This is a genomic window from Stenotrophomonas sp. YJH_SMC_19 (assembly GCF_059367915.1).
Genome location: NZ_JCAFRI010000025.1, coordinates 19,864 through 44,003, shown reverse-complemented (window position 1 = coordinate 44,003; position 24,140 = coordinate 19,864). Strand labels below are relative to the sequence as shown.

Sequence of the window (24,140 nt, the reverse complement as noted above, 5' to 3'; positions counted from 1 at the left end):
CTCAGCCCTCGTGGCGACGCGATTGGAGTTGGGCGACCAGCGCTTCCAGCTCGGCCAGTTCGTTGTCGCTGACCTGCTGGCGCTGCGACAGGTAGGCCACGAACGGCGACACCGAGCCCTGCAGGGTGTTGTCGACGAACTGGGCCACGGCACCCTGCAGCACGCTCTGCGGGCCACGGGTGGCCTGGTAGCGGTAGACGCCGTCCTGCTGCCGGCGCTGAAGATACCCCTTCGCCCGCAGCCGCTCCATCATCGTCAGCACGGTGGAACGGGCCAGGCCGCGGGCCTCGCCGTAGCCACTGGCGACCTCGCCGACCGTGGCCGGCGCATGTTCATCGATGTACTGCAGCAGGGCCAGTTCCTGGTCCCCGATGGTCTTGCCACGCATGACACCACTCCCTTGACTACACGTGTCGTCACTGTCAGCTTGACGACAACTGTAGTCAATCCCCCGGAAGTCATGAGCCGACGAACGGTAGGCACCACCGAGCGCTTAAACCTTTGACCCGCCCACTGCATCCGATCCGCAACGCCCCGCTGGAATTCCGCATGTCCCGCCCAATGCTCCGAGTCCTGCTCATGCTCATCAGTGCACTGCCCTTCGCCGCCATCTCTGCCAGCCAGGACCAGGCCAACGACCAGACCCGCCGCCTGATCCGCCAGATCATGCTGGAGCAGCGCATCCCGGGATTGCAGATCGCGGTGGTCAAGGACGGGCAGACCTTGTTGTCCGAGGCCTACGGGCTGGCCAACGTGGAGAACGGTGTGCTTGCCTCGCGCGACACCCGCTTCCCGCTCAATTCGGCCACCAAGGCGTTCACCGGCGTGGCCGCCGCGCAGCTGGCCCAGCAGGGGCAGCTGGATCTGGACGCGCCGGCCTCGCGCTACCTGGATGACCTTCCGCCAGCGTGGAGAGACGTACGCGTACACCAGCTGCTGGCGCATACCTCCGGCCTTCCCGACATCCTTGATGCGAAGGGACTGCTGGGCGGTGGCTCAGAAGCGCAGGCGTGGGCGGCCGTCACGGCGCAGCCGCTCGAAGCCGAACCCGGGCAGCGCTTCGCCTACAACCAGACCAACTACGTACTGCTGGCACGAATCATCGCAAAGCAATCCGGCATGCCCTACGAACGCTTCCTCGCCACCGGCCAGTTCAGCAGCGCGCGCATGGCCCGCACCACCTTCGGCGACAGCTACGACCTGATTCCCGATGCGGCGACGATGTACAGCCTGGCCCCGCGTGCCACCGACGCTGCGGATGCACCGTCCCGCCTGTCGCACTGGTTCTACGACATACCGCCTTCGCTGTGGGCCGGTGGCGGCATCCTCACCACCGCCGACGACACCGCGCGCTGGCTGGTCGCGCTGACCGAAGGCCGCCTGCTGCCGGAGACCGCCCTGCGGCGGATGTGGAGCGCAGAGCGCCTGGCGGATGGCCGTGCCGGCCCGTGGGCGGGGGGCTGGCCGGTACTGCGCGCATCGCCCGACCTTCAGGTGGCCGGTATCGGCGGTGCGCGCTCGGCGTTCGTGGTCTATCCCGAGCGCGGCGTGGCGGTGGTGGTGCTGACCAATCTTGTCGGTGCCAATCCGCAGCAGTTCATTCCACGCATTGCCGATTTCTATGCGCGCGATGCCTCAACGCCCAGTCACGAACGGGTCGCCCCTGCACGGCAACAACGGGCTGTCATCGCAGGGCCATAGCCCGGCCGGCACGGTCCTGGCCACTTCGAAGTGATCCTGGTTCCAGCGCAGGAAACCGCCGTGGATGGCATTGCCATGGTCGAAGCTGCGCGCATCGTCGGCCAATGGCTGCTCGGGGTCGGCTTCGGCCACCCAGCGCACCACCGGCACCTTGTCCAGCTGCCCGATGAAGGCGAACAGATCGCCCGCGCCCCTGGCCTGGTAAGCCGTCATCGTCGCCGTATCAGGCAGCTCGGCCTGCGCCAGCAACGACGCGGTGACATCCTGCAGCGGTGCGGCTCCCTGTGCGATGTAGGCGCGCATGCCCGTGGTGGTTGCTGGGCAGTCCTGCAGCTGCACGAGATACCCGGTGGTACCGCCATTGCTGGAGAACGAGCGCATCCAGTAGCGGAAACGCGGTCCGCTGCGATCGGTGACCATGAAATCCTGCTGGCCGCCCTGCGCGGGAATGGAAAGCACCTGCGCATTGCCGGCACTCTCCACGTTGCACTTCAACTGCACCAGCACCCGCCTGGCCGGTTCGGGCAGCGCAGCGTAGCGGCCGCCGGGATGGGCGCTGCCGGAAGCTTCCGGCAATGCAGGCAATCCGCGTTCAGTGGTTCCTGCCTGCGCAGGCAAGGTCTCCGGTTTCGCCTCAGGTTTCGCAGCGGGTTCGACCGGCACGGCGTGCTCCCCGACGGGTGCGCATGCGCTGCACGCCAGCAGCAACACCCACGGCAAACCGGACATCAAGGGTAGACGGACCATCCTTCAACGTCCTCCCATCGCGGGTGCTTCGTGCTGCTGTGCCGGCGCGGGCACGGGTGCACCCTGTTCGCGCGCTTGCTGCTGCAGCTGGCGCAGGCTGGTTTCCACCGCAGTCTCGCGCACCTCGGCTGCGTTGACGCCTGCGCGCACGGCCGCCGGGTCGCCCGGACTGCCCTGCACCAGGAACAGTGTCTCACCCGCAGCGCGGCCGCCACTGGGATTGCTGGCCACGATCTGGTCGACCCGGGTGATGCCTGCGGCCTTCGCTTCGCGCAGCATCACCAGGCTGTAGTCATCGGTGTGCTCGGCGTAGCGCCCGCCCAAGGCCTGCAGGTGCGTGCTGATCTGCTGCTGCAGGGCGTGGTCGCGATGCTGCGGCTGCCGGGGATCGTCATTGGCCGCGAGCGGCGTGTCCTGTCCCAGCCCGCGCGCCTGGCCCGGCGCAACCGAGGTCAGCACATACTGCCAGCGGTTCTGCCCGGGGGTGCCGCGTACCGTCGCCACGAAGTCGTCGTACTCACCGCCGCCAATGGTCTGGCAGCCCGCCGAATCGGTATTGGACCGGCTGCCACGATGGATCTTGAAGGTGTCGTTGAGGTCCTGCACGCCCTGGGTATCGCGCGCATCGAACCAGCCATCGCCATTGCTGTCGCGCTCCACCCGTCCAGCGCCGGCGGTGATGGCCGCCTGCGAAGGGCGCAACGCGAACTCATCGGGATGGCCGTTGCGCGGATGCGTGGTCGCGCGCATCTCGGTGGTGCCTTCGCCCAACCGTCCAAGATCCTTGACCCGGTCGCCGTTGACGTCCTCGCCCTCGGTCTTGGTACGCGGCGCCACGTTGCCGAAGCCAGGGCTGCGTGGCGTGGTCTTGGCGTGTCCGTCGTACTGGGCGGTCGGTTCTGTCGTGGCCTGGTTGAACTCGCGCACATGGCCGTGGCCCTGCGCATCCTTCCACAGCACCACGATGCGGTCGTCGTAGACACCACGTCCTCGCGCCTCGGTGGTGCGGTTCTCGTCGCGCAGCCCCAGCACCACGCGATCCTGCGTGGCCATCGCATCGTTCGCTGCGGCGTTGCCGCGCTGAGCCACGATACTGCCATAAACGTCGTACTGCTGGGCCTGGCTCAGGCCCGCAGTCTCCGCGGCGTCGGGCATGCGCGGTGGGCGCGTCGCGTCGCTCAGGCGATCCAGCATCGGCTTGACCGTGGCCGCGTCGGTGGCGGATACGCCACCGCTCCGTCGCAGCGCCTCAAGCTCGGTGGCGCCCCGCGCCGCGATGTAGCGATCCAGCGATTCCTGCACCACCGCACGCTGGCCGTTGTGCAGGGCCTCCAGGCGGGCGGCCGCGCCACGGGCATCGTTCTGCCGCAACAGGGCGACGACTTCATCGGCCGCTGCGCTGATATCCATCTCCGGCATGATCTTTCCCTGAACGTGATCGGTATGGGAGTCCAGCCTACCCCACCGCACCGGCGCAGCCGTTGACACACGCCACACACCTGCGCGAAGCCCCGTTCAGCAGACGCCACGCCGTAGTGCTGTTCACCCGCGTGGCCCGCCCATCACCGGCAGGATCACCCCGCTGATGTAACTGGCACAGGCCGGCGAGGCCAGGAACACGTAGGCCGGCGACAGTTCCTCGGGCTGTGCAGGCCGGCCCATGTCGCTGTCCTTGCCAAATTCCGCCACGTCCCGCGCCGGCTTGTCGGCCGGGTTCAGCGGCGTCCATACCGGCCCCGGCGCCACGCAGTTGACCCGGATGCCGCGCGGCAGCAGCTGGCTGGCCAGCGATTTGGTGAACGCGTGGATCGCGCCCTTGGTCGCCGAGTAATCGATCAGCGCCTTGCTGCCGAAGATTCCCGTTTCCGAACCGGTGTTGATGATGCTGGCGCCCTCGCCCAGATGCGGCAGCACCGCGCGCGCCATCTGGATGTACCCGCCGATGTTGGTCTGCAGGGTCTCCTGCAGGTGCGCGTCTTCCAGGTCTTCCAGCCGCTCGCAGTGCAGCTGGAACGCGGCGTTGTTGACCAGGATATCGATGCCGCCGAACGCCTTGGCCACCTGCTTCACCGCTTTGTCGCAGAAGCGCGGATCGCGCACGTCACCGGCGATCACCACGCAGCGACCGCCTTCGCGCTCCACGTGCTGGCGGGTGATGTCCGCGTCCTCGGCTTCGTCCAGGTGCAGCACGGCCACGTCGGCACCTTCGCGTGCGAACAGCACCGCCACCGCGCGGCCGATGCCGGAATCGCCACCGGTGACGATCGCACGCATGCCCTGCAGTTTGCCGCTGCCGGTGTAGTCGGGTGCAAGGAAACGCGGCGCCAGCTCCAGTTCGTGTTCGTGCCCGGGCTTGGCCAGCTGCTGCGCCGGCATCGCCTCCGGCTGGCGTCGTGCTCCGGCCTGGGTCGCGGTCTTCTTTGTTGCCTTCTTGGCCGCGCGGGCGTCCTTGGCCTTCTCCTGGTCCTGCAGGCGCCGCTGCCGTGCCGCAACGCGGGCGGCGCGGGGATCGCTGGCGGCGGCCTTGCGGGTTGCGGTCTTCACCACGCGCGGGCGACCGGGGTCGGCGATGGTCCTGGTTGCAGTGCTGCCTTTGCGCACCTTGGGTGAGGCTTTGCGGCGGGCGGGGGTTTTCCTGGTGGTGGCCATGCAGGTCTCCTCGGGGGAATGGGATTGCCGGCCAGCGGCCGGCACTACCGGGCGCATGCGCCGCAGTACCGGGGGCGGCATCCGCCGCTCCTGCAGTGTCTCCACCCCTGCTGTTGGCGGCAGTGAGCGCGCCGTGTCCATGATGTGCACGGCATTCATTCCGCCACCACGTGCGCCGTCGCACCCTGCACGCAATCACACAAGGAACGCCTTCATGAAACACGCCATCGCCACCGCCGCCGTCTGCTTTGCCCTCGCCGCCTGCAGCAGCACACCGGTGGCCCAGGTACAGCCGATCGACGGTGTGATTTCCGGCCAGTGCCACAGCGACAGGGTGCGCGGCGCGCTTGGCCTGGCCGCGTCGGACGCCACCGTCGCACGCGCACGGGTGGACAGCGACAGCCTGCACGTACGGGTGCTGCGCCACGACGGCCCGCGGGTGCCGCCGGCCAGCGAAGGCGGCGACCGCCTGACCATCGAAAAGGGCCGCACCAACAACATCACCGCGATCTACTGCGGCTGAGCCGGCGCGCCCTGCGCAGCACGCGCAGGGTCGCCTGTTCCCACTGGCGCGGCCCACGCAGGCCGGCCAGCGTGGCCAGTTCGCCGCGCTCCCAGCCGGCGAACACGCAGGGGTCGATATAGGCCTTGCGGCACACCGCCGGGGTATTGCCCAACAGCGACGCCACTTCGCACACGACCGCGCGCTGTGCCTGCGCCAGCGCGCGCTGGCTGGCCGGTTCCGGCAGTTCGGTGGCGGCAAACGCCTGCACCGCCGCAACCGTCCCGCCCCAGGTGCGGAAATCCTTGGCAGTGAAGTCCTCGCCCATCACCTCGCGCAGGTAGTCGTTCACCGCGCCGGAGTCGACCGGCTGCAGCGCACCGTCGTCATCGCGGTACTGGAACAGGGCCTGCCCCGGCAGCTGCTGCAGGCGCCGCACCAGCAGCCCCAGCCTGCGGTCGCCCACGGTGACCTCCTGCAGCTGCCCGGACTTGCCGCGGAAGCGCATGCGCACGCGGCCACCGCGCAGCAGCTCCAGATGCCGGTTTCGCAGTGTGGTCAGTCCGAACGAACGGTTCTGCTGCGCATAGGTCTCATTGCCGACCCGCACCAGCGTGTCCGCCAACAGTGCGACCACCATGGCCAGCACCTTCTCCTTCGGGAAACCGGGGCGCTTGAGATCCCGCGACAGCCGCCGCCGCAGCGTAGGCAACGCCTCGCCAAAGGCGATGATGCGGTCGAACTTGCCGGCATCGCGCTCCCTGGCCCAATCGGGGTGGTAACGGTACTGCTTGCGACCGCGCGCATCACGACCGGTGGCCTGCAGGTGGCCGTTGGCATGGGCGCAGATCCACACCGCGGTGTAGGCCGGTGGGATCGCCAGTGCGCGGATGCGTTGCAGGGTGGTGGCGTCGCGTATCGCGTGGCCATCAGCATCGCGGTAGCTGAAGCCCTTGCCGGCGCGGCGCCGGCTGATGCCCGGCTGGGTGTCGTCGACATAGCGCAGGCCGGCCGCGCGCGCTGCCTGTCGTTCGGGGGTGGAGGGAGTTGGCATGGCTCCAGTGTCGCCGTCGCCATGCCGCGATCCTGTCGATAACACAAGACAAACACGTGAGGGCCGGTTCGCCGCTATGCTCGGGTCTTCACAACCCCTTCCGGAGTCATGATGTCGTTCCCGATTCGCGCCCGTTCGCTCTCCGCCCTGTTGCTGCCGGCCGTGCTGGCCCTGACCGCCTGCCAGGCACCGGCGCTGGATGAACAGGATTCGGCCACCGCCCACGCCCAGCAGGCCGCCGAAGCAGCCAAGGCGCCGGCCGACGACGCCGGCAAGGCCACCGAGGCTCCGCCGGTCGGCACCTGCGATGCCAGCCAGGTACAGAGCCTGGTCGGCCAGGCCTACACCGATGCCCTCGGCAAGCAGGCACAGGAAGATGCAGGTGCCAGCCAGGTGCGCGTGCTCAAGCCCAATGATGTGGCCACGATGGAGTTCCTCGGCGACCGCCTGAACATCGAAGTGGACGACAAGGGCGCCGTCAGCGGCGTGCGTTGCGGCTGAGTCCCGCCCCGCGCCGGCACTGGGTTGCCGGCGCGTTCCGTTGCACCTGCAACCGTGTATTGCGGCGTTGCAGCAACCTGTGATCTAGTCGAGGCATCCGGTGGCCTCACGATGCGCTCCAGGGAATGAGCGGGGACGAGTGTCGCCGCCAACCCTATACGCATCGAGGTAGAGATGGCCCCCCGCAACCGCCAAGGGCTTTACGACCCGCGCTCCGAGCGCGATGCCTGTGGATTTGGCATGGTCGCCCAGCTCGACGATCAACCATCGCGCCTGTTGGTTGATACCGCCATCGCCGCGCTTTCGCGCATGACCCACCGTGGCGGTGTCGCCGCCGATGGCCTGACCGGTGATGGCTGCGGCCTGCTGCTGCGCCGCCCCGATGCGTTCCTGAAACTGCTGGCGAGTGAGGCCGGCATTGCCGTCGCCGCACGCTTCGCGGCCGGCCTGGTATTCCTGCCGCACGACGCCGATGCGGCGCAGGCCTGCCGCGCGCAGCTGCAGGCGCAGGTGGAAGCGGTGGGCTGCAAGGTCGCTGGCTGGCGCGAGGTACCGACCGACGACAGCGTCTGCGGCCAACTGGCGCGCGACACGCTGCCGCGCATCGAGCAGGTGTTCGTCGATGCCGGGGTTGGCCAGGATGATGCCGGCTTCGCACTGGCGCTGTTCCTGGCCCGTCGCCGCAGCGAACAGCAGCTGCGCGAACACGCCGACTTCTACGTCGCCACCCTCACCCCGGATGCGATCAGCTACAAGGGCATGGTGCTGCCGGACAAGCTCAGCCGCTTCTTCCCGGACCTGCAGCGCCGCGAGCTGGCCTCCAGCGCGATCGTGTTCCACCAGCGCTTCTCGACCAACACGCTGCCGCGCTGGCCGCTCGCCCACCCGTTCCGCATGCTCGCCCACAACGGCGAGATCAACACCATCGAAGGCAATCGTCGCTGGGCGCAGGCGCGCAGCAAGGTGTGGAAGACGCCGCGCTTCGATATTGGTGAATTCGACCCGGTCATCTCCATGCACGGTTCGGATTCGCAGAGTCTGGACAACATGCTGGAGCTGATGGTCGCCGGTGGCATGGAGCTGATCCAGGCGCTGCGCATCCTGGTGCCGCCGGCCACCCAGTCGCTGGAGTTCAAGGACCCGGACCTGGCCGCGTTCTACGAGTTCCACGGCCTGAACAGCGAGCCGTGGGATGGCCCGGCCGGCATCGTTGCCTGCGACAGCCGCTACGCCGTCTGCACCCTCGACCGCAACGGCCTGCGCCCGGCGCGCTGGATGCTGACCGCCGACCGCCACTTCCTGGTCGCCTCCGAGGCCGGCGTGTGGGAAGTGCCAACCGAGCGCGTGGTGCGCAAGGGCAAGCTCGGCCCCGGCGAGATGATCGCCATCGACCTCAAGCGCGGCGACCTGCTCGACTCCGACGCGGTGGACCGCATCAACCGTGGCCGCGCGCCGTACAAGCAGTGGCTGCAGCAGGGCGTGACCTACCTGCAGACCGAACTGATCGACCCGTCGCTGGTGGAAGAGCCGTTCGACGAAGCCACCCTGCGCAGCTACCACAAGCTCTACCAGCTCAGCAGCGAGGAAGTGGAGCAGGTGCTGCGTCCGCTGGCCGAGACCGAGCAGGAAGCCACTGGCTCGATGGGCGATGACACGCCGATGGCGGTGCTGAGCCAGCGCAGCCGCCCGCTGTACGACTATTTCCGCCAGGCCTTCGCGCAGGTCACCAACCCGCCGATCGATCCGCTGCGCGAAGACTGCGCGATGTCCCTGTCCACCCAGCTCGGCAAGGAGACCAACATCTTCCATGCTGGCCCGGAGACGGTGAACCACGTCATCCTCAATTCGCCGGTGCTGAGCCAGCGCAAGCTGCGCCAGCTGCTGAAGATGGAGCAGTACGTGCAGGCCAACCGCCTGCTCGATCTGTCCTACAGCGAAGACGAGGGCCTGCGCGCCGGCATCGAGCGCATCTGTGCCGAGGCCGAACAGGCCGCGCGCGATGGCATGGTGATGCTGCTGCTGTCCGACCGCTACCCGGTGGCCGGACGCCCGATGGTGCATGCCCTGCTCGCCACCAGCGCCATCCACCACCACCTGTCGCGGCTGGGCCTGCGCTGCGACGTGAATCTCATCGTCGAGACCGGCACTGCGCGCGACCCGCACCACATGGCCTGCCTGCTCGGCTTCGGTGCCACCGCGGTATACCCGTACCTGGCCTACCAGACCCTGTTCGACCTGGGCCGCCGTGGCATCCTCAAGCTGAGCAAGGGCGGTGAGCAGTCGCAGATCGGCCGCCGCTACCGCAAGGGTGTCTACAAGGGCCTGTCGAAGATCATCTCGAAGATGGGCATCTGTACCGTGGCCAGCTACCGCGGCGCGCAGCTGTTCGAGATCATCGGCCTGGAACCGGAAGTGGTGGACCTGTGCTTCCCGGATACCGCCTCGCGCATCGGTGGCGCTGGCTTCGCGCGCCTGGATGCCGACGCACGCGAGCTGTGCGCACAGGCCTGGGACGCGCAGCAGGACGTGGACGTGGGCGGCCTGCTGAAGTACGTGCACGGCGGCGAGTACCACATGTACAACCCGGACGTGGTCACCACCCTGCAGCGCGCGGCCCGCAGCGGTGACCCGCGTGCGTGGCAGCAGTACTGCGATGCCGTGCATGCACGTCCACCGTCGGCGCTGCGCGACCTGCTGGAACTGGTGCCGGCGGCCACGCCGGTAGCGCTGGACGAGGTGGCTCCGGCCAGTACCCTGTTCCCGCGCTTCGATACCGCGGCGATCAGCCTGGGCGCCTTGTCACCTGAAGCGCACGAGGCACTGGCGATTGCCATGAACCGCCTCGGCGGCCGCAGCAATTCCGGCGAAGGCGGTGAGGATCCCGCCCGCTATGGCACCGCAAAGCGCAGCAAGATCAAGCAGGTGGCCTCGGGCCGCTTCGGCGTCACCGCCGAATACCTGGTCAACGCCGAAGTGCTGCAGATCAAGGTCGCGCAGGGCGCCAAGCCCGGCGAGGGCGGCCAGCTGCCGGGCCACAAGGTGAACGAACTGATCGCGCGCCTGCGCTATGCCCGGCCCGGGATCGGCCTGATCTCGCCGCCGCCGCACCACGACATCTATTCGATCGAAGACCTGGCGCAGCTGATCTACGACCTCAAGCAGGTCAACCCGACCGCGCTGGTGTCGGTGAAGCTTGTCAGCCATGCCGGCGTGGGTACGATCGCCGCCGGCGTGGTCAAGGCCGGTGCCGACCTGATCACCATCTCCGGCCATGACGGTGGCACCGGAGCCTCGCCGGTCAGCTCGATCCGCTATGCCGGCGTACCGTGGGAGCTGGGCGTGGCCGAAGCGCACCAGGCGCTACTGGCGAACGACCTGCGCGGGCGCACCCTGCTGCAGACCGATGGTGGCCTGAAGACCGGACTGGACGTGGTCAAGGCCGCGCTGCTGGGCGCGGACAGCTTCGGCTTCGGCACCGCGCCGATGATCGTGCTGGGCTGCAAGTACCTGCGTATCTGCCACCTCAACAACTGCGCCACCGGCGTGGCCACCCAGGACGAGCGCCTGCGCGAGAACCACTTCACCGGCCAGCCCGAACGCGTGGAGAACTTCTTCCGCCTGCTGGCCGAGGAAGTGCGCGGCTGGCTGGCGTACCTGGGTGCACGTTCGCTGGAAGAGATCGTCGGCCGTACCGACCTGCTGCGGCAGATCGAGGCCGCGCCGCGTGACGGCGTGCGCGTGGACCTGTCGCGCCTGCTGGCCGATGCCCGTTACGAGGGCAGCCACTGCGCCGCGCAGCGCCTGTACGAATCGCCGGACAGCCTGGCCACGCAGATGGACGGCCTGCTGGCGCCGGCCATCGAGCACAAGCGTGGTGGCGAGCATCGCTTCCTGATCCACAACACCGACCGCAGCATCGGCACCCGACTGGCCGGTGCGGTGGCGCGCGCGCACGGCAACCAGGGCATGGCCGAGGCGCCGCTGGAACTGCGCTTCCGTGGCAGCGCCGGGCAGAGCTTCGGCGCGTTCAACGTGGGCGGCCTGCATCTGGAAGTGGAAGGCGAAGCCAACGACTACGTCGGCAAGGGCATGGCCGGCGGCCGTCTGGTGGTGCGCCCGCCGCGTGGCGCGCGCTTCGAAGCGCGCAGCACCGCGATCATCGGCAACACCTGCCTGTACGGCGCCACCGGTGGCGAGCTGTTCGCCGCTGGCCGCGCCGGCGAGCGTTTCGCGGTACGCAATTCCGGCGCGCTGGCGGTGGTGGAAGGTGCCGGTGACCACTGCTGCGAGTACATGACCGATGGCGTGGTGCTGGTACTGGGCAAGGTCGGCCTGAACTTCGGTGCCGGCTTCACCGGTGGCCTGGCCTACGTGCTGGACGTCGACCGCGATTTCGTCGACCGCTACAACCACGAGCTGATCGACATCCATCGCGTCTCCGCCGAGGGCTTCGAGAACTACCGCCAGCACCTGCACCGCCTGATCGGCCGCCACCGCGAGCTGACCGGCAGCATCTGGGCGCAGCAGATCCTGGACGAGTTCCGCGATTACATCGGCAAGTTCTGGCTGGTCAAACCGAAGGCCGCCAGCATCGAGTCGCTGACCGAAACCCTGCGACGCGCCGCGTAACGGTAGTGCCGGCCGCTGCCGGCAACCCAGGACCACGTAGTGCCGGCCGCTGGCCGGCGACCGCAAAACACCACAGAGCCCGCCATGAGCCGCAAGCACGCCTTCCAGTTCCTCGACCTGCCCCGCACCATGCCGCAGCGCATTCCGGTGGAACTGCGCACGTCCGGCGACTGGGGTGAGTTGTACGGCAAGTTCGGTAAGGAAGATGCCCAGTACCAGGCCGGTCGCTGCCTGGACTGCGGCAACCCCTACTGCAGCTGGAAGTGCCCGGTGCACAACGCCATTCCACAGTGGCTGCAGCTGGTGCAGGAAAACCGCATCCACGAAGCGGCCACGCTGTGCCACAGCACCAACCCGCTGCCGGAAGTGTGCGGCCGGGTCTGCCCGCAGGACCGGCTGTGCGAGGGCAGCTGCACGCTGGAAGAGTTCGGTGCGGTCACCATCGGCGCGGTCGAGAAGTACATCGTTGATACCGCGCTGGCCACGGGCTGGCGCCCGGACCTGGGCGCGGTGCAGCCGACCGGCCGCAGCGTGGCTGTGATCGGCGCCGGCCCGGCCGGGCTGGCCTGTGCCGACCGTCTGGCGCGCGCCGGCATTGCCGCCGTGGTCTACGACCGCTATGAGCAGATCGGCGGCCTGCTGCAGTTCGGCATTCCCAGCTTCAAGCTGGACAAGGATGTGATCCACCGCCGCCGCGAAGTGCTCGAGGGCATGGGCGTGCAGTTCCGCCTCGGTGTGGAGATCGGCCGTGACCTCAGCGTGCAGCAGCTGCTGGACAGCCACGATGCGGTGTTCGTCGGTACCGGCGCCTACCGCTATACCGACGGTGGCCTCGACGGCCAGGACCTGAAGGGCGTGCTGCCGGCACTGCCGTTCCTGGTGCAGAACAGCCGCATCGTCGGCGGCGATGATCCGAAGGGCCGGCCGATTGCCGGCTGGGAAGACAGCATCGCCCTGCCCGACCTCAACGGCAAGCGCGTGGTGGTGCTGGGCGGCGGTGATACCGGCATGGACTGCGTGCGCAGCGCGGTGCGGCTGGGCGCGGCCAAGGTCACCTGTGCCTACCGCCGCGACGAAGCCAACATGCCCGGCAGCGCGCGCGAAGTGGCCAATGCGCGCGAGGAAGGCGTGCGCTTCCTGTTCAACCGCCAGCCGCTGTCGATCGAAGCCGGCGCCGACGATGAGGTGATCGGCGTGACCGTGGTCGAAACCCGGCTGGGTGAGCCCGATGCCAATGGCCGCCAGAATGCGGTGCCGATCGAAGGCAGCGAATCGCTGCTGGAGGCCGACGTGGTGATCATCGCCTTCGGCTTCTCGCCAACCGTGCCGGCGTGGCTGGCCGAGCACGGCGTGGAAGGCCGGTCCAACGGCCGCATCGTGGCTGGCGGCAAGGACCGCCTGCCATTCCAGACCGCGCACCCGCGCCTGTTCGCCGGCGGTGACGCAGTGCGTGGCGCCGACCTGGTGGTGACCGCCGTGGCCGAAGGCCGCGACGCCGCCGCCAGCATCATCCGCCTACTGGCGCATTGATTCCGGCGCCAGCAGCACGGCCAGCAAGCCCCGCAGTTCCTGCGCCGCCACCGGCTTGGCCAGGAAATGATCGATGCCCGCTTCGCGGCAGGCCTCGCGGGTGCGACCCAGCGCGCTGGCCGTGAGCGCGATGATCGGGACCTGCGCGCGAACCGCGCAGGCGTCGGCGCGGATGGCCCGTGCCAAGGCAAAGCCATCCATGTGCGGCATGTGGCAGTCGGTGATGACCAGGTCGAACGCCCGCGCCTGCCAGGCCTCGAAGGCCTGGCGACCATCGGTGCAGGCGTGCACCTGCAGACCCAGATCATGCAGGCGCTGCTCCAGCAGGTGCAGGTTGGTGGGGTGATCTTCAGCTACTAGCACCCGGGCCGACGACAGTGGCCGCGCCGCCTCTGCCGGAAGCGGCAATGCCTCGGCAGGCAACTCACAGGCGTCCAGATCCAGTTCCAGCCACACGGTGGTGCCCTTGCCTGGCGCGCTGCGCAGGCACAGTTCTGCTTCCATCGATGCAGCCAGTTCACGGCAGATCGCCAGGCCCAGGCCGCTGCCGCCGAAACGGCGCGTTGTCGATGCCTCGGCCTGGGTGTAGGCAGCGAACACCGCCTGTTGCCGTTCCGGGCTGATGCCCACCCCGCTGTCACTGACCTGCAGGCGAAGACGTTGGCCGCGATCGTGCTGCTGCAGCACCTGCACCTGCAGATCCACGCCGCCATGCTCGGTGAACTTGAGCGCGTTGCCGGCAAGGTTGAACAGGATCTGGCGCAGGCGCAGGCCGTCGGCCAGCGATCCGGCCTGCAATTCCGGATCAAGTTGGATACGCAGATGCAGGCCCCGGCTGGCCGCCACCGGCATCAGCAACTGCTGCACCGCGCGCACCAGTGCCGCCACGCTCGTGGGTCGCAGCTGCGGCGGCAGTGCCTGCAGCCGTTGGCTGTGCAGCACGTCGTCCAGGATCTGCCGCAGCATCTGGGCAGCATCACCCACGGTCACCAGCACCTGTTGCTGGCGATGATCCAGATCGCTGCCCTCCAACCGCTCGAGCATGCCCAGCAGGGTGCTCATCGGCGTGCGGATCTCGTGGCTCATGGTCGCCAGGAAGTGGGCCTTGGCCAGCGCTGCCTGCTCGGCCGCACGGCGCGCCTCGGCCAGCGCATGGGTGCGCGCCTGCACTCCGCTTACGTCGATCCAGTAGCCACTCCACTCGACGTCGCCGCTGTCCAGGGACAGCGGCCGTCCATGCGAGTGGACCCAGCGCCAGCCTTGTGGCGAGCGCGTGCGGAAGGTGACATCGATCGGGCCCCGCGCCAGGGCAGCGGCGTCGACGGTGTCCATCAGCCGCGAGCGATCGTCGGGATGAACCGCTGCCAGCAGGCGCTGATGATCGATCAGGGCGGTTTCCACGCTGATTCCGAACAACGCCTGCACGTCGCCTGCGATCTGGGGAAAGCTGTAGTGGCCGGTGGCAGAGCGACGCACCTGATAGACCACCGCTGGCAGGTTCGAGGTCACCTCCTGCAGGCGTTGCGCAGCCACGCGGCGACGCTCGCTCTCGCGATGCACGCGCCAGTAGCCGAAGGCGTACACCAGCATGAGCGCCAGCAGGGTCAGCGAGGCCGGCACCAGCCAGCGTAGGGGGGACGCAGAGGGCGGGTGTCGCGGCTGGTTCGGCAGCCAGGCCGTGCGGATCGCCTCGCGTTCGTTCGCGGTCAGCTGCGACACGGCCCGCTCGAACACCGGGATGACGTCGGCGCAGGCGGGCACGGTGGCCAGCACCGGCGCGTCGTCGATTCCGGCGGGCGCAGCGATTACCAGCGGCTCGCCGTGATAGTGGCGCAACGCGGCCTCGACCTCTCCAAGATTGGCGACCACGGCATCGACCAGGCCCGTGCCCAGCAGTGACAGGGCGTCGTCGATGGGGGCGGGGGGCAACAGCTGCACGCCAGACGCCTGTTCCGTCAGCGCCCCGACCAGCGACAGCGGGTCGGGACTGGCCACGGTGCCTCCGCGCAACGCCTCCAGGCCCAGCACCGGCGATGCATCCCGGCGCCGCACAATGACCTGTGGCAGCTGCACGTAGGGCGCACTGGCCACCCACCCCGTCGGCAACTGCGAGCGCGACCAGCCCAGCAGCGCCTGGACGTCGGGCGGCACCGTTCCCTCGGCGATGGCGGCGGTTGGCAATGGCTGCATCTGCAGTGGTCGCTGCGCGCCCAGCAGCTTCAGGTACTGCGCGCTGAGCCCGCGCGGCTGGCCCTGCTCGCTGGAGGACAACGGCGCGCGGTCGGCGGGCCAGGCAATGCGCAGCGGCGTCCTGCAATCCGCAGCGGCGGCCAGGGCAGGCAACAGCAGGCCGGCCACGACCGCGGTGGCGGCACGCAGGCCAGCGGCGTTCACGATGGGCATCCTCTTCTGGCGGGCGGAATGAACGGCCGCGCAGCGGTACCGCTGCCTCTTACGCTAGCGGCGCGTGGACGAAGCGCAATGAAGAAAGTTGTAAAAACACCAAGATAGGTGAATGGCGACATACACTGCCGCTTTCACCCGTATCTGCGGAGCATTCGATGCGCATCGGCCTGGCTGCCAACCGTCTCCATCACCACGACGCGCGCGCCGCCCTGTTCCGCTGGCTGCGCGTCAGCGAACCCGGCCTGCGCGAGCTGGGCGTGTCGCTGCACGCGGTCGGCCGCACCCATGACGCGATACAGCGTCAGGGCTTCCTGACCGGATACGCGGGCCTGCATCGCTACCCCTATGGTCGCGAGGGTGGCTTGATGAAGCTGGTGGCCGAGGTGGTTGGCATGGGGCCGGATCGGACACTGGATGGCGCGGTCTACCTGATCGATCCGGTCGATCCATCCTCGGTGTTTCCGGAAGCCACGGCGCTGAAGCGGCAGTGCGTGATCCACGGCAAGCCTTTCATTTCCACCGTGGCCACCGCGCGCGACTGGATCGAGGTGGAACGCATCCATGCCGGACTGGCTGCCGATGCTGGCGCCGACGACCTGCATGCGTTCGAAGGACAGACGCTGGCGCTGATCGCGCACGACGCGATGAAGCCGGCGATGCTGGCCTTCGCCGATGAGCACTTCGATGTGCTGGCGCGGTTCGGTGAGCGGGTGGCAACCGGCACCACCGGCCAGCGCTTGAACGAGCTGGCGTGGAGCCGTGGCTGGCCCAGCGATACGCCCTGGGTGACGCGCTACCAGAGCGGCCCGATGGGCGGCGATGCGCAGATTGCCGACCGGGTACTGGAAGGGCGCTGCCAGCGCGCGATCTTCTTCGAGGATCCGCACGTGGCGCGCCAGCATGAGGCGGATATCCAGCTGCTGGAGCGCGCGGTGACGACGGTGACCGACCAGGCGGTGTGCATTACGGCGCCGCGGGTGGCGGCGCGCTGGGCGGCGGCGGCGGCGTTGCGGGCGAGGTGAGGATTTCGGCCAACGGCTGAGCCCCTCGTGGTGGGTGGTATCCGAGGGCAAAGCCGTGCTTGGCCGGGCGGGGTGGATTGCGCAGGGGTCGCTGCAAGTACGTCCTTGTAAGCTCGGTCGCCGCATCCATGCGGCTCACGCCCCTGCGCAACCCACCCCGCCCGGCCACGGACAGATTCCGGTGTGCCCACCACGGAAGAAAGAAAGAAGAGCAGGCGCGGGTCGCGCGCTGCGCGCGCTCATGGCGCGTTGCCAGGGCGGGGAATGCTCATCCTCTGCGCAGACCCTGTGCAGCGTCGAGCCTGCCCGACTGACCGGCCCACTCTCTGGAGGAAAGCCCCTTCTGTTGAAGGGGCGCGCCGAAGGCGGGGGTAGAGGAAGAATACGTGGGCAACTGCTGTAGCGCTGGCGCTACAGCAGTTGCCGCAGCATCGCCTTCAGTCGGCGGCCTTCCAGCTGGAAGTAGTCGCGCTGTTCGCGCCAGGCGGGGAAGCGTTGTTCCACTTCGTGCCAGAACGCGGGCGAGTGGTTGGGCTGAATCAGGTGGCAGAGCTCGTGCACCAGCACGTACTCGAACGCTTCCGAACGACCGAGCACGAGGGCCAGGTCCAGTGCCATGCTGCCATCGGGGGCGAGCGAGCCCCATTGCGAGGACATCACCTTCAATCGCAGGCGGCTGGGTGCGCGCGGCAGTGTGGGCAGGTACTTCGGCAGCCAGCGGCCGACGTCGGCGCGGGTCTGTGCTTCGTAGAACTCGCGCAGCAGGCGACGCAGGGTGGCGTCACCACCACGTGTCGGCCACTGCACGCAGGCACCATGCGCGTCGATCTCCAGGCGCGCGTAGCGGCCTTCCTGCCAGCGCAGCGGCAACAGTTCGCCGCGCAGGGGCAGCACGCCGTCTTCGCCCGGCTGCAGCGGTGCCGGCAGGCCCTGGCCCTGGTACTGGCGCAGCTGCAGTGCCAGCCAGTCGCGGTGCTGTTCCAGGAAGCGTTCGCCCATCACCAGGCTTGCGCGCGGCGGCAGGGTCAGGCGCGCGCCGCGTTCGTCCACGCTCAGCTTGATGCGGCGCGCACGCGGATCGCGCACGCGCAGTACCTCGATCTCGGCATCCTCCAGGCGCAGGCGAACGGTGTCGCGCTGTACGGTGGCGGGCGGGGTCGGGCTGATCAGGCGGCGCAGCAGACGGCTCATGCGCCCAGCATAGCGCCGCTTCGGGCCGCCGGATGACCGGCGGCCGTCGGGCTGCCTGTTCAGTCAGCCTTGCTGAGCTTGAAGGCTTCTTCCAGCAACAGGAACAGACGGCGGATCTCGGCGCTCTGCAGGGCGAAGCGGGCGTCGAACTCGGCGCGGCGGCCGTCTTCGTCGGCATGCTCCAGCTGGTCCAGGGCACCGTCGAGGAACTTCAGCTTGCGCACGATCAGGTCGTCGCCGATGACGAAGGACAGGTTGTCCTCGAAGATCAGCGCCAGCTTGGTCACCTGCTTGCCGGCATCCAGGTGCTTGTCGATCTCGTCGCAGCGCAGTTCCTGGTGCTGGCACTTGACCACCGCGCCGCCTTCCACCGGGTCCTTCATCTCGCACTCTTCGCCCAGGCTCAGCCCGGTCGGCAGCGGCTCGCCGGCGATCCAGCCGGTCAGGATCGAACGCGGCGCGACTTCGGCGTTCAGCGGCATCGCCGGGAAGCTGCCGAGCAGGCCGCGGATGTCGGACATGAAGTACTCGCCGGTCTTGCGGCTGGAGGTATCCACCGCCACGTAACCGTGCTGCAGGTCGATGAAGGCGTCGTTGCGCGAGGACTTCACGAAGGCGCGCGGCAGCAGTTCATGCAGCAGGTCGTCCTTCATCCGCTTGCGTTCGCGGCCACCCGGGCGGCGGCCTTCCTTCTCCTCGATCTCCTCCAGCTTGCGCTCGAGCAGGTCGTTGACCACCGCCGCCGGCAGGATCTTGTCCTCGCCGCCCACGGTCAGCCACAGGTGTTCGGCGATGCGGTGGGAGAGCAGTTCCTTCTCCTCGCGGCCGAACGGCGAGATGAAGCCGCGCGAATTCATTTCCAGTGCGCCGACCGGCTTCAGCAGGGCGTGCGGCAGCAGCGTGTCGACTTCGGAAAAATCGGTGGTGGTCGGGAAACGGAAGAACGTCAGGTTGCGAAAGAACATGGAATTCCGGATGGCAAAGAGGAAGGGCGACCGACCTTAAACGGTGGGCGTCTCGGGATCTGCGTCGGCGTCGGCCGGGGAACCGGCCAGCCAGGCATGCGCGTCAGGCAGCGGCGCGTCGTCGCGACGGCCCAGCGCCATGAAGTCGAACAGGGTGGTGTCGGCCAGCTGCGAGGGCCGGACTTCGCCCATGGCGCGCGCGATCTGCTCGATGCGGCCCGGGTGGTCCTTCTCCCACTGCCTCAGCATCAGGCCGACCTGGCGGCGCTGCAGGTTCTCCTGGCTGCCGCACAGGTTGCAGGGAATGATCGGGAACTGGCGTGCCTGCGCGTAGTCAACGATGTCGCTCTCGCGCACGTAGGCCAGCGGCCGGATCACCACGTGCCTGCCGTCATCGCTGCGCAGCTTCGGCGGCATGCCCGACAGCTTGGCGTGGTGGAACAGGTTCATGAAGAACGTGGCCACCATGTCGTCGCGGTGGTGGCCCAGCGCGATCTTGGTGAAGCCGTGGGTCTCGGCGTAGTTGTACAGCGCACCACGACGCAGGCGCGAGCACAGCGAACACATGGTCTTGCCTTCCGGGATGACCCGGCTGACCACCGAATAGGTGTCCTGCTCGATGATGTGGTACGGCACGCCCAGGCCTGCCAGGTATTCCGGCAGCACGTGCTCGGGGAAGTCCGGCTGCTTCTGGTCCAGGTTCACTGCCACCAGCTCGAACGGCACCGGCGCCTTCTTCTGCAGCTGCAGCAGCACGTCCAGCAGGGTGTAGCTGTCCTTGCCGCCGGACAGGCAGACCATCACCTTGTCGCCGGCCTCGATCATGCCGAAGTCGGCAATCGCCTCGCCGACCTGGCGGCGCAGGCGCTTGGCCAGCTTGTGCTGCTCGCGCTCGGCCACGCGCGGATCGCGGGCGGCGCGCGGCTGGGGATCGGGGAGGGAAATCACGGCACTCATGGGCTCCATTCTAACGGCTCGGAGCGGCCACGGCCGGGGGTCGGGATTCCCCTCTCCCGGCGGTCATCATCGCTGTGTATCCTCGAAGCCGTGGATACCTACGACCCCGCCGAGATTGTCGAACGCCTCGCCGCCCTGCGCGCCGAGCACCGCCTGCTGGATGAACAGATCACCCGCATGGCCGCCAACGGCGAGGACGAGCTGGAATCCAAGCGCCTGAAGCGGCGCAAGCTGCAGTTGAAGGACTGCATTGCCAGGCTGGAAAGCCTGCAGATTCCCGACGAACCGGCCTAAGGACCGTCCTGGTGGGTGCCAACCCTGGTTGGCACGGCTGGGAGGTGTGGACCAAGGTCCACACCCACCGCATGGCCCGGCGCTGCCTTCAATCCTGCGGCGCCGGCTCGTCCGGGCGTGCCGCTTCCGGGCTGACCCGTTCGATGGTGTGGCGCAGTTCGCGGCCAAGGATGAACTTGGCGTCCTTGGCCCAGGCATCCAGGCGCTCGTCGAACAGCAGCTTGCTGTTCTCGTCCGGCCACACCAGGCGCAGTTCGCGCAGCTTCTGGATGAAGCCGCGGAACAGGGTGCGGTCGAAGAACTCCGGCGCGGCCGGTGCATAGAGCAGGCTCAGACGCTGCGCCGCCTGCTGGCACAGGCTTTCCAGCTCGGCCGCGCCCAGCACGCCCGGGCCGTTCTTCACCAGCACCGAAATGGCGATGTAGTAGCGCTCGAAGGCCTGCTGCAGCGAGTGGCCGATCGCACGCAGGCGGAACACCTCGTCGGTCTGCCCGGTGTTGCGCGCCAGGATGCCGCCGTCGTCGTCATTGACGTTCTGCAGCAGGCCCTCACGCACGAACACGTTGATGGTCTGGTCGATGCGCTGTGCGAATTCGTCCTCGCTCCACGGCAGGAACAGCTCGGCCTGCAGGAACGGGTACACCGTGCGGCCCAGCTGGACCAGGCCGGTACGGCTCATGCGGCGGTTGTTCTGGAAGCAGCAGGCCACCCACGACGAGGCGGTGAACAGGTGCAGCACGTTGTTGCGGAAGTAGCTCAGCAGCACCGCGGTATCGCCGCTGACGCTGAGCACGTCGCCCAGCGGGTGCTTGATGCGGGTGAGGACGTTGATTTCCTCGGCGTGGGCGATGATCCGCTCCGGCGAGTGCGGGGTCACCGTCACCCGGTCCGAATACGGCATCTCGACCAGCAGCGTCTTGCACAGCTCGATCTGCGCGATCAGGTCGGCCTCGCCCATCGCGTGCTTCGGCGTGGACAGCAGCGCCAGCGCCAGCAGGTTGATCGGGTTGACGTCGGCGGCGCCGTTGATGCGCACCTGGATGCGTTCGGCCAGCGTGTCCACCGTGGTCGACAGCCAGGCTGGCTTCTCGTCCTCGGACACCGCCTCGCCCTTCCACTCCGGCGCCTTCTCGGCCAGTACGTCGTTCAGTGCTATCGGTTCGCCGAAGTTCACCACCACCTGGCCGTAGTTCTGCTTGAGCACCTTCGGGATGCCCCACAGCAGCGACCAGATCGATTCCTTTTCCTTCGGCCGGCCGGACAGTTCGTCCAGGTAGCTGCCGCCCTCCATCAGCTTTTCGTAGCCGATGTAGATGGGCTGGAACAGCACCGGCTTGCGCGGCTGGCGCAGGAACGCACGCAGCGTCATCGAGATCATGCCGCCCTTGGGCTGCAGCAGTCGGCCGGTACGCGAGCGGCCGCCTTCGACGAAGTACTCCAGCGAGTAGCCGCCGGCCACCAGCTGCGCGACGTACTCACTGAGCACGGCCGAGTACAGCGCGTTGCCACGGATCGAGCGGCGGATGAAGAACGCACCGCCCTTGCGCAGCAGGGTGCCGACCACCGGCAGGTTCAGGTTGATGCCGGCCACGATGTGCGGCGGCACGATGCCACGGTCGTACAGCAGGTAGGACAGCAGCAGGTAGTCCATGTGGCTGCGGTGGCTGGGCACGTAGACCACTTCGTGACCCGGCGCGGCGGCCTTGAACTTGTCCAGGTGGTGCACCAGCACGCCCGCATAGATGCGGTTCCACACGTGGCTGAGCATGAAGCTGGCCGAGCGCACCACCGGGCTGGAATAGTCCGCGGCGATTTCCCAGGCGTAGGCGTGTGCCTTCTTCCAGGCATCGGCCGTCTTCGAATTGTCGCGCTTGGCCTGCGCGGCGATCGCTTCGCGCACCGGTTCGGCGGCCAGCACCTGGTCCACCAGCAGGCGACGGGTCGACAGGTCGGGGCCGATCACCGATTCACGGATGCGGCGGAAATGGGTGCGCAGCACGCGCTGCAGCTTGCGTACCGTGCGTTCCGGCTCCAGGCCTTCGTCGATGATGGAACGCAGCGAGATCGGCGGCGCGAAGCGGACGATGGTGCTGCGGCCATTGAGCAGCACCGCCAGCAGGCGGCGGAAGCGGCCGACCAGCGCCCAGTTTTCCGAGAACAGCACCGCGAACCAGCCGCTCTGCTTGTCCGGCGCGCGGCCGACGAAGATCGACACCGGCACCAGGTGCACGTCCAGGTCATCGCGCACGCGATGTGCCTGCAGGACCTTGGCCAGCGAATCGGAATGGGTCTTGGCACCGCGCTGCTCGGGGATCAGCGAATTGCTGGAGCTGCGCCGCGACAGCGCCAGGTAGGCGCGCTTGCGGCCGGTCGGGTCACCGGCCAGCGGCACCAGCGGCGACGGCAGGCCGGCCTGGCGGCAGGCCTTGTCCAGGATCAGCGCGTTGGACAGGCCGTAGTCTTCCAGCACGTACATGACCGGGCGGCCATCGTTGTACTGGCCCGGGTCTTCCGGCTCGATCTTCAGCGACAGCCACGGCTCGACCAGGCGGCCCAGCAACCGTGCCCACAGCGGGCGTCGGCCGGCCGGACGCGCGTGCGCGGGCGGCGGTACCGGGTTCGGGCCGGTACCGGTCGAGGGGGACGCCGGCACCGTATCGGCGGGCGTCGACTGGGATTCTTCGCCGGGGAACGGCAGCGGGTTCTGTTTCGACATCGGCGCCATTATGGCTTAGGCGGCGGCGTTGCCGCTTCCCCACCCTCGGCGGGGGCTTCAGCCGGTGACGGCGACGCAGCGGCGCGGGCCGCATCGGCCTTGCGCAGCAGGGCGTCGGTATCGGCCAGGGTGCGGGTCAGGTACCAATGGCCTTCGCGGCGGCTCAGCGGCAGCTGCAGGCTCATCTCGCGACCGGCGAGGTCGTAGTGCAGGCGTACCAGGGCGTTGTCACCCTCCACTGACAGCAGTTCGCCGCGCACGCTGCGCAACGCGTCGTCCACGCCCAGCCCGTAGCTGCCCAGCACCGCCTTGAGGGTGTGGATGAACGGCGCCAGCTGCGCCAGGCTGCCTTCCATGCCCGCGGCCTGCAGGCCGGCTTCGTCCTCGAAACCGACCTTGTTGGCGGCGCCGACCAGCGCGGCGATGGTGCTGCGTGCGCGGGCCCGGTCACTGATCGGGGCACCCTGCGCCCAGCTGGCCAGGGTTTCGACCAGGGCGATGTAATGCGCCTGTTGGCCAGGCGTATAGCCCTTCTGGTGGCGCAGGTACTGCACACCGAAGTTGCCCATCGATTGCGCGGCCTGGCGAACCGCGCCGGCCTGTCCGGCCAGCTGGCGATCGAAGCTGCGCTGCAGTTCGGCGCTGGCATTGGGCTTGCGCAGTGCGGCCAGCATCGGCAGCAGCTGGTCACCCAGCGGCAGTTCGGTCAGCGGCCACTGGCTGTGGCCTTCGGTCCAGGCCTGTTGCAGGCGCTGGTACTGGCTGGGCGGTACCGACAGCTTTGCATAGCCGACCAGATCGTCCTCGGCCAGGCGCAGCGCCATGGCCTGCACCGCCGCGACCGGCTCGGCCGCCGGCTTGGCCGGGTCCTGGGCCGATTCACGACACGCCGCCACGGCCAGCAGCAGCATGGCTGCCAGCCCCCATCCACGCGCAGACCTTGCTCGCACTGCCACGCTCATGCACTCGGACTCCCCGGACCGGTCCGCATCTTGCGGCCTGTGACGTGACAGCGGCAAGCCGGGACGTCACGGTTTCCGCTGTTGCTTGTGCAAGTCACTGATGGGAATAAAAAAAGAGCCGGGATCACGGGGATCACAGGCTCTTCAAACCGGCGCAGGGCCGGTGGACAGTGTTGTGGCACATGTCCGGTCCGAGGACCGGATGGCGGCGATCCTACGCTGCCGCTCAAGTTAAGGCAACACTTCACGTAGTTCGGCCTAAACTATTGATTTTATTGATTGTCCTGATGCCTGGCATGGAGGCCATGAAATCT

At 68.3% G+C, this 24,140-nt stretch carries 18 protein-coding genes; 7 read left to right on the top strand and 11 right to left on the bottom strand.

What is annotated here, in order from left to right:
* Nucleotide 1 precedes the first annotated feature (1 nt).
* Nucleotides 2-388, bottom strand: a complete 387-nt coding sequence (locus AC5P5R_RS19445) for a BlaI/MecI/CopY family transcriptional regulator (RefSeq protein ID WP_005407516.1) — start codon at nt 386-388, stop codon at nt 2-4.
* Between the two features lie 191 nt (nt 389-579).
* On the opposite strand from AC5P5R_RS19445, the gene AC5P5R_RS19440 reads away from it, so the two are divergent.
* The gene (locus tag AC5P5R_RS19440) at nt 580-1,701 is read left to right on the top strand and encodes a serine hydrolase domain-containing protein (RefSeq protein ID WP_100438215.1); all 1,122 of its coding nucleotides are present in this window, start codon (nt 580-582) and stop codon (nt 1,699-1,701) included.
* Here AC5P5R_RS19440 and AC5P5R_RS19435 read toward each other — a convergent pair.
* The 3 genes from AC5P5R_RS19435 to AC5P5R_RS19425 form a co-directional block, all read right to left on the bottom strand.
* Nucleotides 1,636-2,277 carry a hypothetical protein gene (locus AC5P5R_RS19435; RefSeq protein ID WP_224119323.1) on the bottom strand — a complete coding sequence of 214 codons (642 nt, stop codon included), beginning with the start codon at nt 2,275-2,277 and terminating at the stop codon, nt 1,636-1,638. The genes AC5P5R_RS19440 and AC5P5R_RS19435 overlap by 66 nt on opposite strands.
* A 174-nt stretch (nt 2,278-2,451) precedes the next feature.
* The gene (locus AC5P5R_RS19430) at nt 2,452-3,867 is read right to left on the bottom strand and encodes an XVIPCD domain-containing protein (RefSeq protein WP_100438151.1); all 1,416 of its coding nucleotides are present in this window, start codon (nt 3,865-3,867) and stop codon (nt 2,452-2,454) included.
* 123 nt (nt 3,868-3,990) lie between these two features.
* Nucleotides 3,991-5,097 carry an SDR family oxidoreductase gene (locus AC5P5R_RS19425; RefSeq protein WP_100438152.1) on the bottom strand — a complete coding sequence of 369 codons (1,107 nt, stop codon included), beginning with the start codon at nt 5,095-5,097 and terminating at the stop codon, nt 3,991-3,993.
* A gap of 214 nt (nt 5,098-5,311) precedes the next feature.
* Between AC5P5R_RS19425 and AC5P5R_RS19420 the strand changes: the two genes are divergently transcribed.
* Nucleotides 5,312-5,620, top strand: a complete 309-nt coding sequence (locus AC5P5R_RS19420; RefSeq protein ID WP_005407511.1) for a putative periplasmic lipoprotein — start codon at nt 5,312-5,314, stop codon at nt 5,618-5,620.
* Here the strand turns inward: AC5P5R_RS19420 and AC5P5R_RS19415 are convergent.
* Nucleotides 5,598-6,653, bottom strand: coding sequence for a DNA topoisomerase IB (locus AC5P5R_RS19415; protein ID WP_005407510.1), 1,056 nt, complete (start codon nt 6,651-6,653; stop codon nt 5,598-5,600). The genes AC5P5R_RS19420 and AC5P5R_RS19415 overlap by 23 nt on opposite strands.
* A 111-nt stretch (nt 6,654-6,764) precedes the next feature.
* On the opposite strand from AC5P5R_RS19415, the gene AC5P5R_RS19410 reads away from it, so the two are divergent.
* From AC5P5R_RS19410 to AC5P5R_RS19400, 3 genes are all read left to right on the top strand, one after another.
* Nucleotides 6,765-7,154 (top strand): I78 family peptidase inhibitor, encoded by a 390-nt coding sequence (locus tag AC5P5R_RS19410; protein ID WP_005407509.1) that lies wholly within the window; start codon nt 6,765-6,767, stop codon nt 7,152-7,154.
* A gap of 174 nt (nt 7,155-7,328) precedes the next feature.
* Entirely contained in the window at nt 7,329-11,783 is a 4,455-nt protein-coding gene (gene gltB, locus AC5P5R_RS19405; protein ID WP_100438153.1) for a glutamate synthase large subunit, read from the top strand.
* Nucleotides 11,784-11,867: 84 nt separating this feature from the next.
* Nucleotides 11,868-13,313 (top strand): FAD-dependent oxidoreductase, encoded by a 1,446-nt coding sequence (locus tag AC5P5R_RS19400; RefSeq protein ID WP_012478696.1) that lies wholly within the window; start codon nt 11,868-11,870, stop codon nt 13,311-13,313.
* Here the strand turns inward: AC5P5R_RS19400 and AC5P5R_RS19395 are convergent.
* On the bottom strand, nt 13,299-15,707 hold the full coding sequence (locus AC5P5R_RS19395) for an ATP-binding protein (protein WP_164281704.1): 2,409 nt from the start codon (nt 15,705-15,707) through the stop codon (nt 13,299-13,301). The two genes, AC5P5R_RS19400 and AC5P5R_RS19395, sit on opposite strands and share 15 nt — an antisense overlap.
* A 167-nt stretch (nt 15,708-15,874) precedes the next feature.
* Between AC5P5R_RS19395 and AC5P5R_RS19390 the strand changes: the two genes are divergently transcribed.
* The gene (locus tag AC5P5R_RS19390) at nt 15,875-16,741 is read left to right on the top strand and encodes a methylglyoxal synthase (protein WP_049449746.1); all 867 of its coding nucleotides are present in this window, start codon (nt 15,875-15,877) and stop codon (nt 16,739-16,741) included.
* Between the two features lie 411 nt (nt 16,742-17,152).
* Here the strand turns inward: AC5P5R_RS19390 and AC5P5R_RS19385 are convergent, their stop codons facing one another.
* From AC5P5R_RS19385 to ttcA, 3 genes are read right to left on the bottom strand one after another with little or no spacing between them, the layout of a single operon-like run.
* Nucleotides 17,153-17,932, bottom strand: a complete 780-nt coding sequence (locus AC5P5R_RS19385; RefSeq protein WP_032128692.1) for a M48 family metallopeptidase — start codon at nt 17,930-17,932, stop codon at nt 17,153-17,155.
* A 59-nt stretch (nt 17,933-17,991) separates the two neighbouring features.
* Nucleotides 17,992-18,897, bottom strand: coding sequence for a recombination-associated protein RdgC (locus tag AC5P5R_RS19380; protein WP_005411825.1), 906 nt, complete (start codon nt 18,895-18,897; stop codon nt 17,992-17,994).
* Nucleotides 18,898-18,933: 36 nt separating this feature from the next.
* Nucleotides 18,934-19,854 carry a tRNA 2-thiocytidine(32) synthetase TtcA gene (gene ttcA / locus AC5P5R_RS19375; protein WP_024958654.1) on the bottom strand — a complete coding sequence of 307 codons (921 nt, stop codon included), beginning with the start codon at nt 19,852-19,854 and terminating at the stop codon, nt 18,934-18,936.
* Between the two features lie 90 nt (nt 19,855-19,944).
* On the opposite strand from ttcA, the gene AC5P5R_RS19370 reads away from it, so the two are divergent.
* On the top strand, nt 19,945-20,148 hold the full coding sequence (locus AC5P5R_RS19370) for a YdcH family protein (RefSeq protein WP_005411823.1): 204 nt from the start codon (nt 19,945-19,947) through the stop codon (nt 20,146-20,148).
* An 88-nt stretch (nt 20,149-20,236) separates the two neighbouring features.
* Here AC5P5R_RS19370 and plsB read toward each other — a convergent pair whose 3' ends face one another.
* Entirely contained in the window at nt 20,237-22,873 is a 2,637-nt protein-coding gene (gene plsB / locus AC5P5R_RS19365) for a glycerol-3-phosphate 1-O-acyltransferase PlsB (RefSeq protein ID WP_005407500.1), read from the bottom strand.
* Nucleotides 22,873-23,826 (bottom strand): hypothetical protein, encoded by a 954-nt coding sequence (locus AC5P5R_RS19360; RefSeq protein WP_100438154.1) that lies wholly within the window; start codon nt 23,824-23,826, stop codon nt 22,873-22,875. The genes plsB and AC5P5R_RS19360 overlap by 1 nt, the downstream gene beginning before the upstream one ends.
* Nucleotides 23,827-24,140: the final 314 nt, after the last annotated feature.

Coding starts and splice junctions, on each gene's coding strand:
- AC5P5R_RS19380 (WP_005411825.1), bottom strand. CDS start 18,897: ATGTTCTTTCGCAACCTGACGTTCTTCCGTTTCCCGACCACCACCGAT.
- AC5P5R_RS19425 (WP_100438152.1), bottom strand. CDS start 5,097: ATGGCCACCACCAGGAAAACCCCCGCCCGCCGCAAAGCCTCACCCAAG.
- AC5P5R_RS19390 (WP_049449746.1), top strand. CDS start 15,875: ATGCGCATCGGCCTGGCTGCCAACCGTCTCCATCACCACGACGCGCGC.
- AC5P5R_RS19360 (WP_100438154.1), bottom strand. CDS start 23,826: ATGAGCGTGGCAGTGCGAGCAAGGTCTGCGCGTGGATGGGGGCTGGCA.
- AC5P5R_RS19430 (WP_100438151.1), bottom strand. CDS start 3,867: ATGCCGGAGATGGATATCAGCGCAGCGGCCGATGAAGTCGTCGCCCTG.
- gltB (WP_100438153.1), top strand. CDS start 7,329: ATGGCCCCCCGCAACCGCCAAGGGCTTTACGACCCGCGCTCCGAGCGC.
- AC5P5R_RS19445 (WP_005407516.1), bottom strand. CDS start 388: ATGCGTGGCAAGACCATCGGGGACCAGGAACTGGCCCTGCTGCAGTAC.
- AC5P5R_RS19410 (WP_005407509.1), top strand. CDS start 6,765: ATGTCGTTCCCGATTCGCGCCCGTTCGCTCTCCGCCCTGTTGCTGCCG.
- ttcA (WP_024958654.1), bottom strand. CDS start 19,854: ATGAGTGCCGTGATTTCCCTCCCCGATCCCCAGCCGCGCGCCGCCCGC.
- AC5P5R_RS19385 (WP_032128692.1), bottom strand. CDS start 17,932: ATGAGCCGTCTGCTGCGCCGCCTGATCAGCCCGACCCCGCCCGCCACC.
- AC5P5R_RS19415 (WP_005407510.1), bottom strand. CDS start 6,653: ATGCCAACTCCCTCCACCCCCGAACGACAGGCAGCGCGCGCGGCCGGC.
- AC5P5R_RS19400 (WP_012478696.1), top strand. CDS start 11,868: ATGAGCCGCAAGCACGCCTTCCAGTTCCTCGACCTGCCCCGCACCATG.
- AC5P5R_RS19440 (WP_100438215.1), top strand. CDS start 580: ATGCTCATCAGTGCACTGCCCTTCGCCGCCATCTCTGCCAGCCAGGAC.
- plsB (WP_005407500.1), bottom strand. CDS start 22,873: ATGGCGCCGATGTCGAAACAGAACCCGCTGCCGTTCCCCGGCGAAGAA.
- AC5P5R_RS19420 (WP_005407511.1), top strand. CDS start 5,312: ATGAAACACGCCATCGCCACCGCCGCCGTCTGCTTTGCCCTCGCCGCC.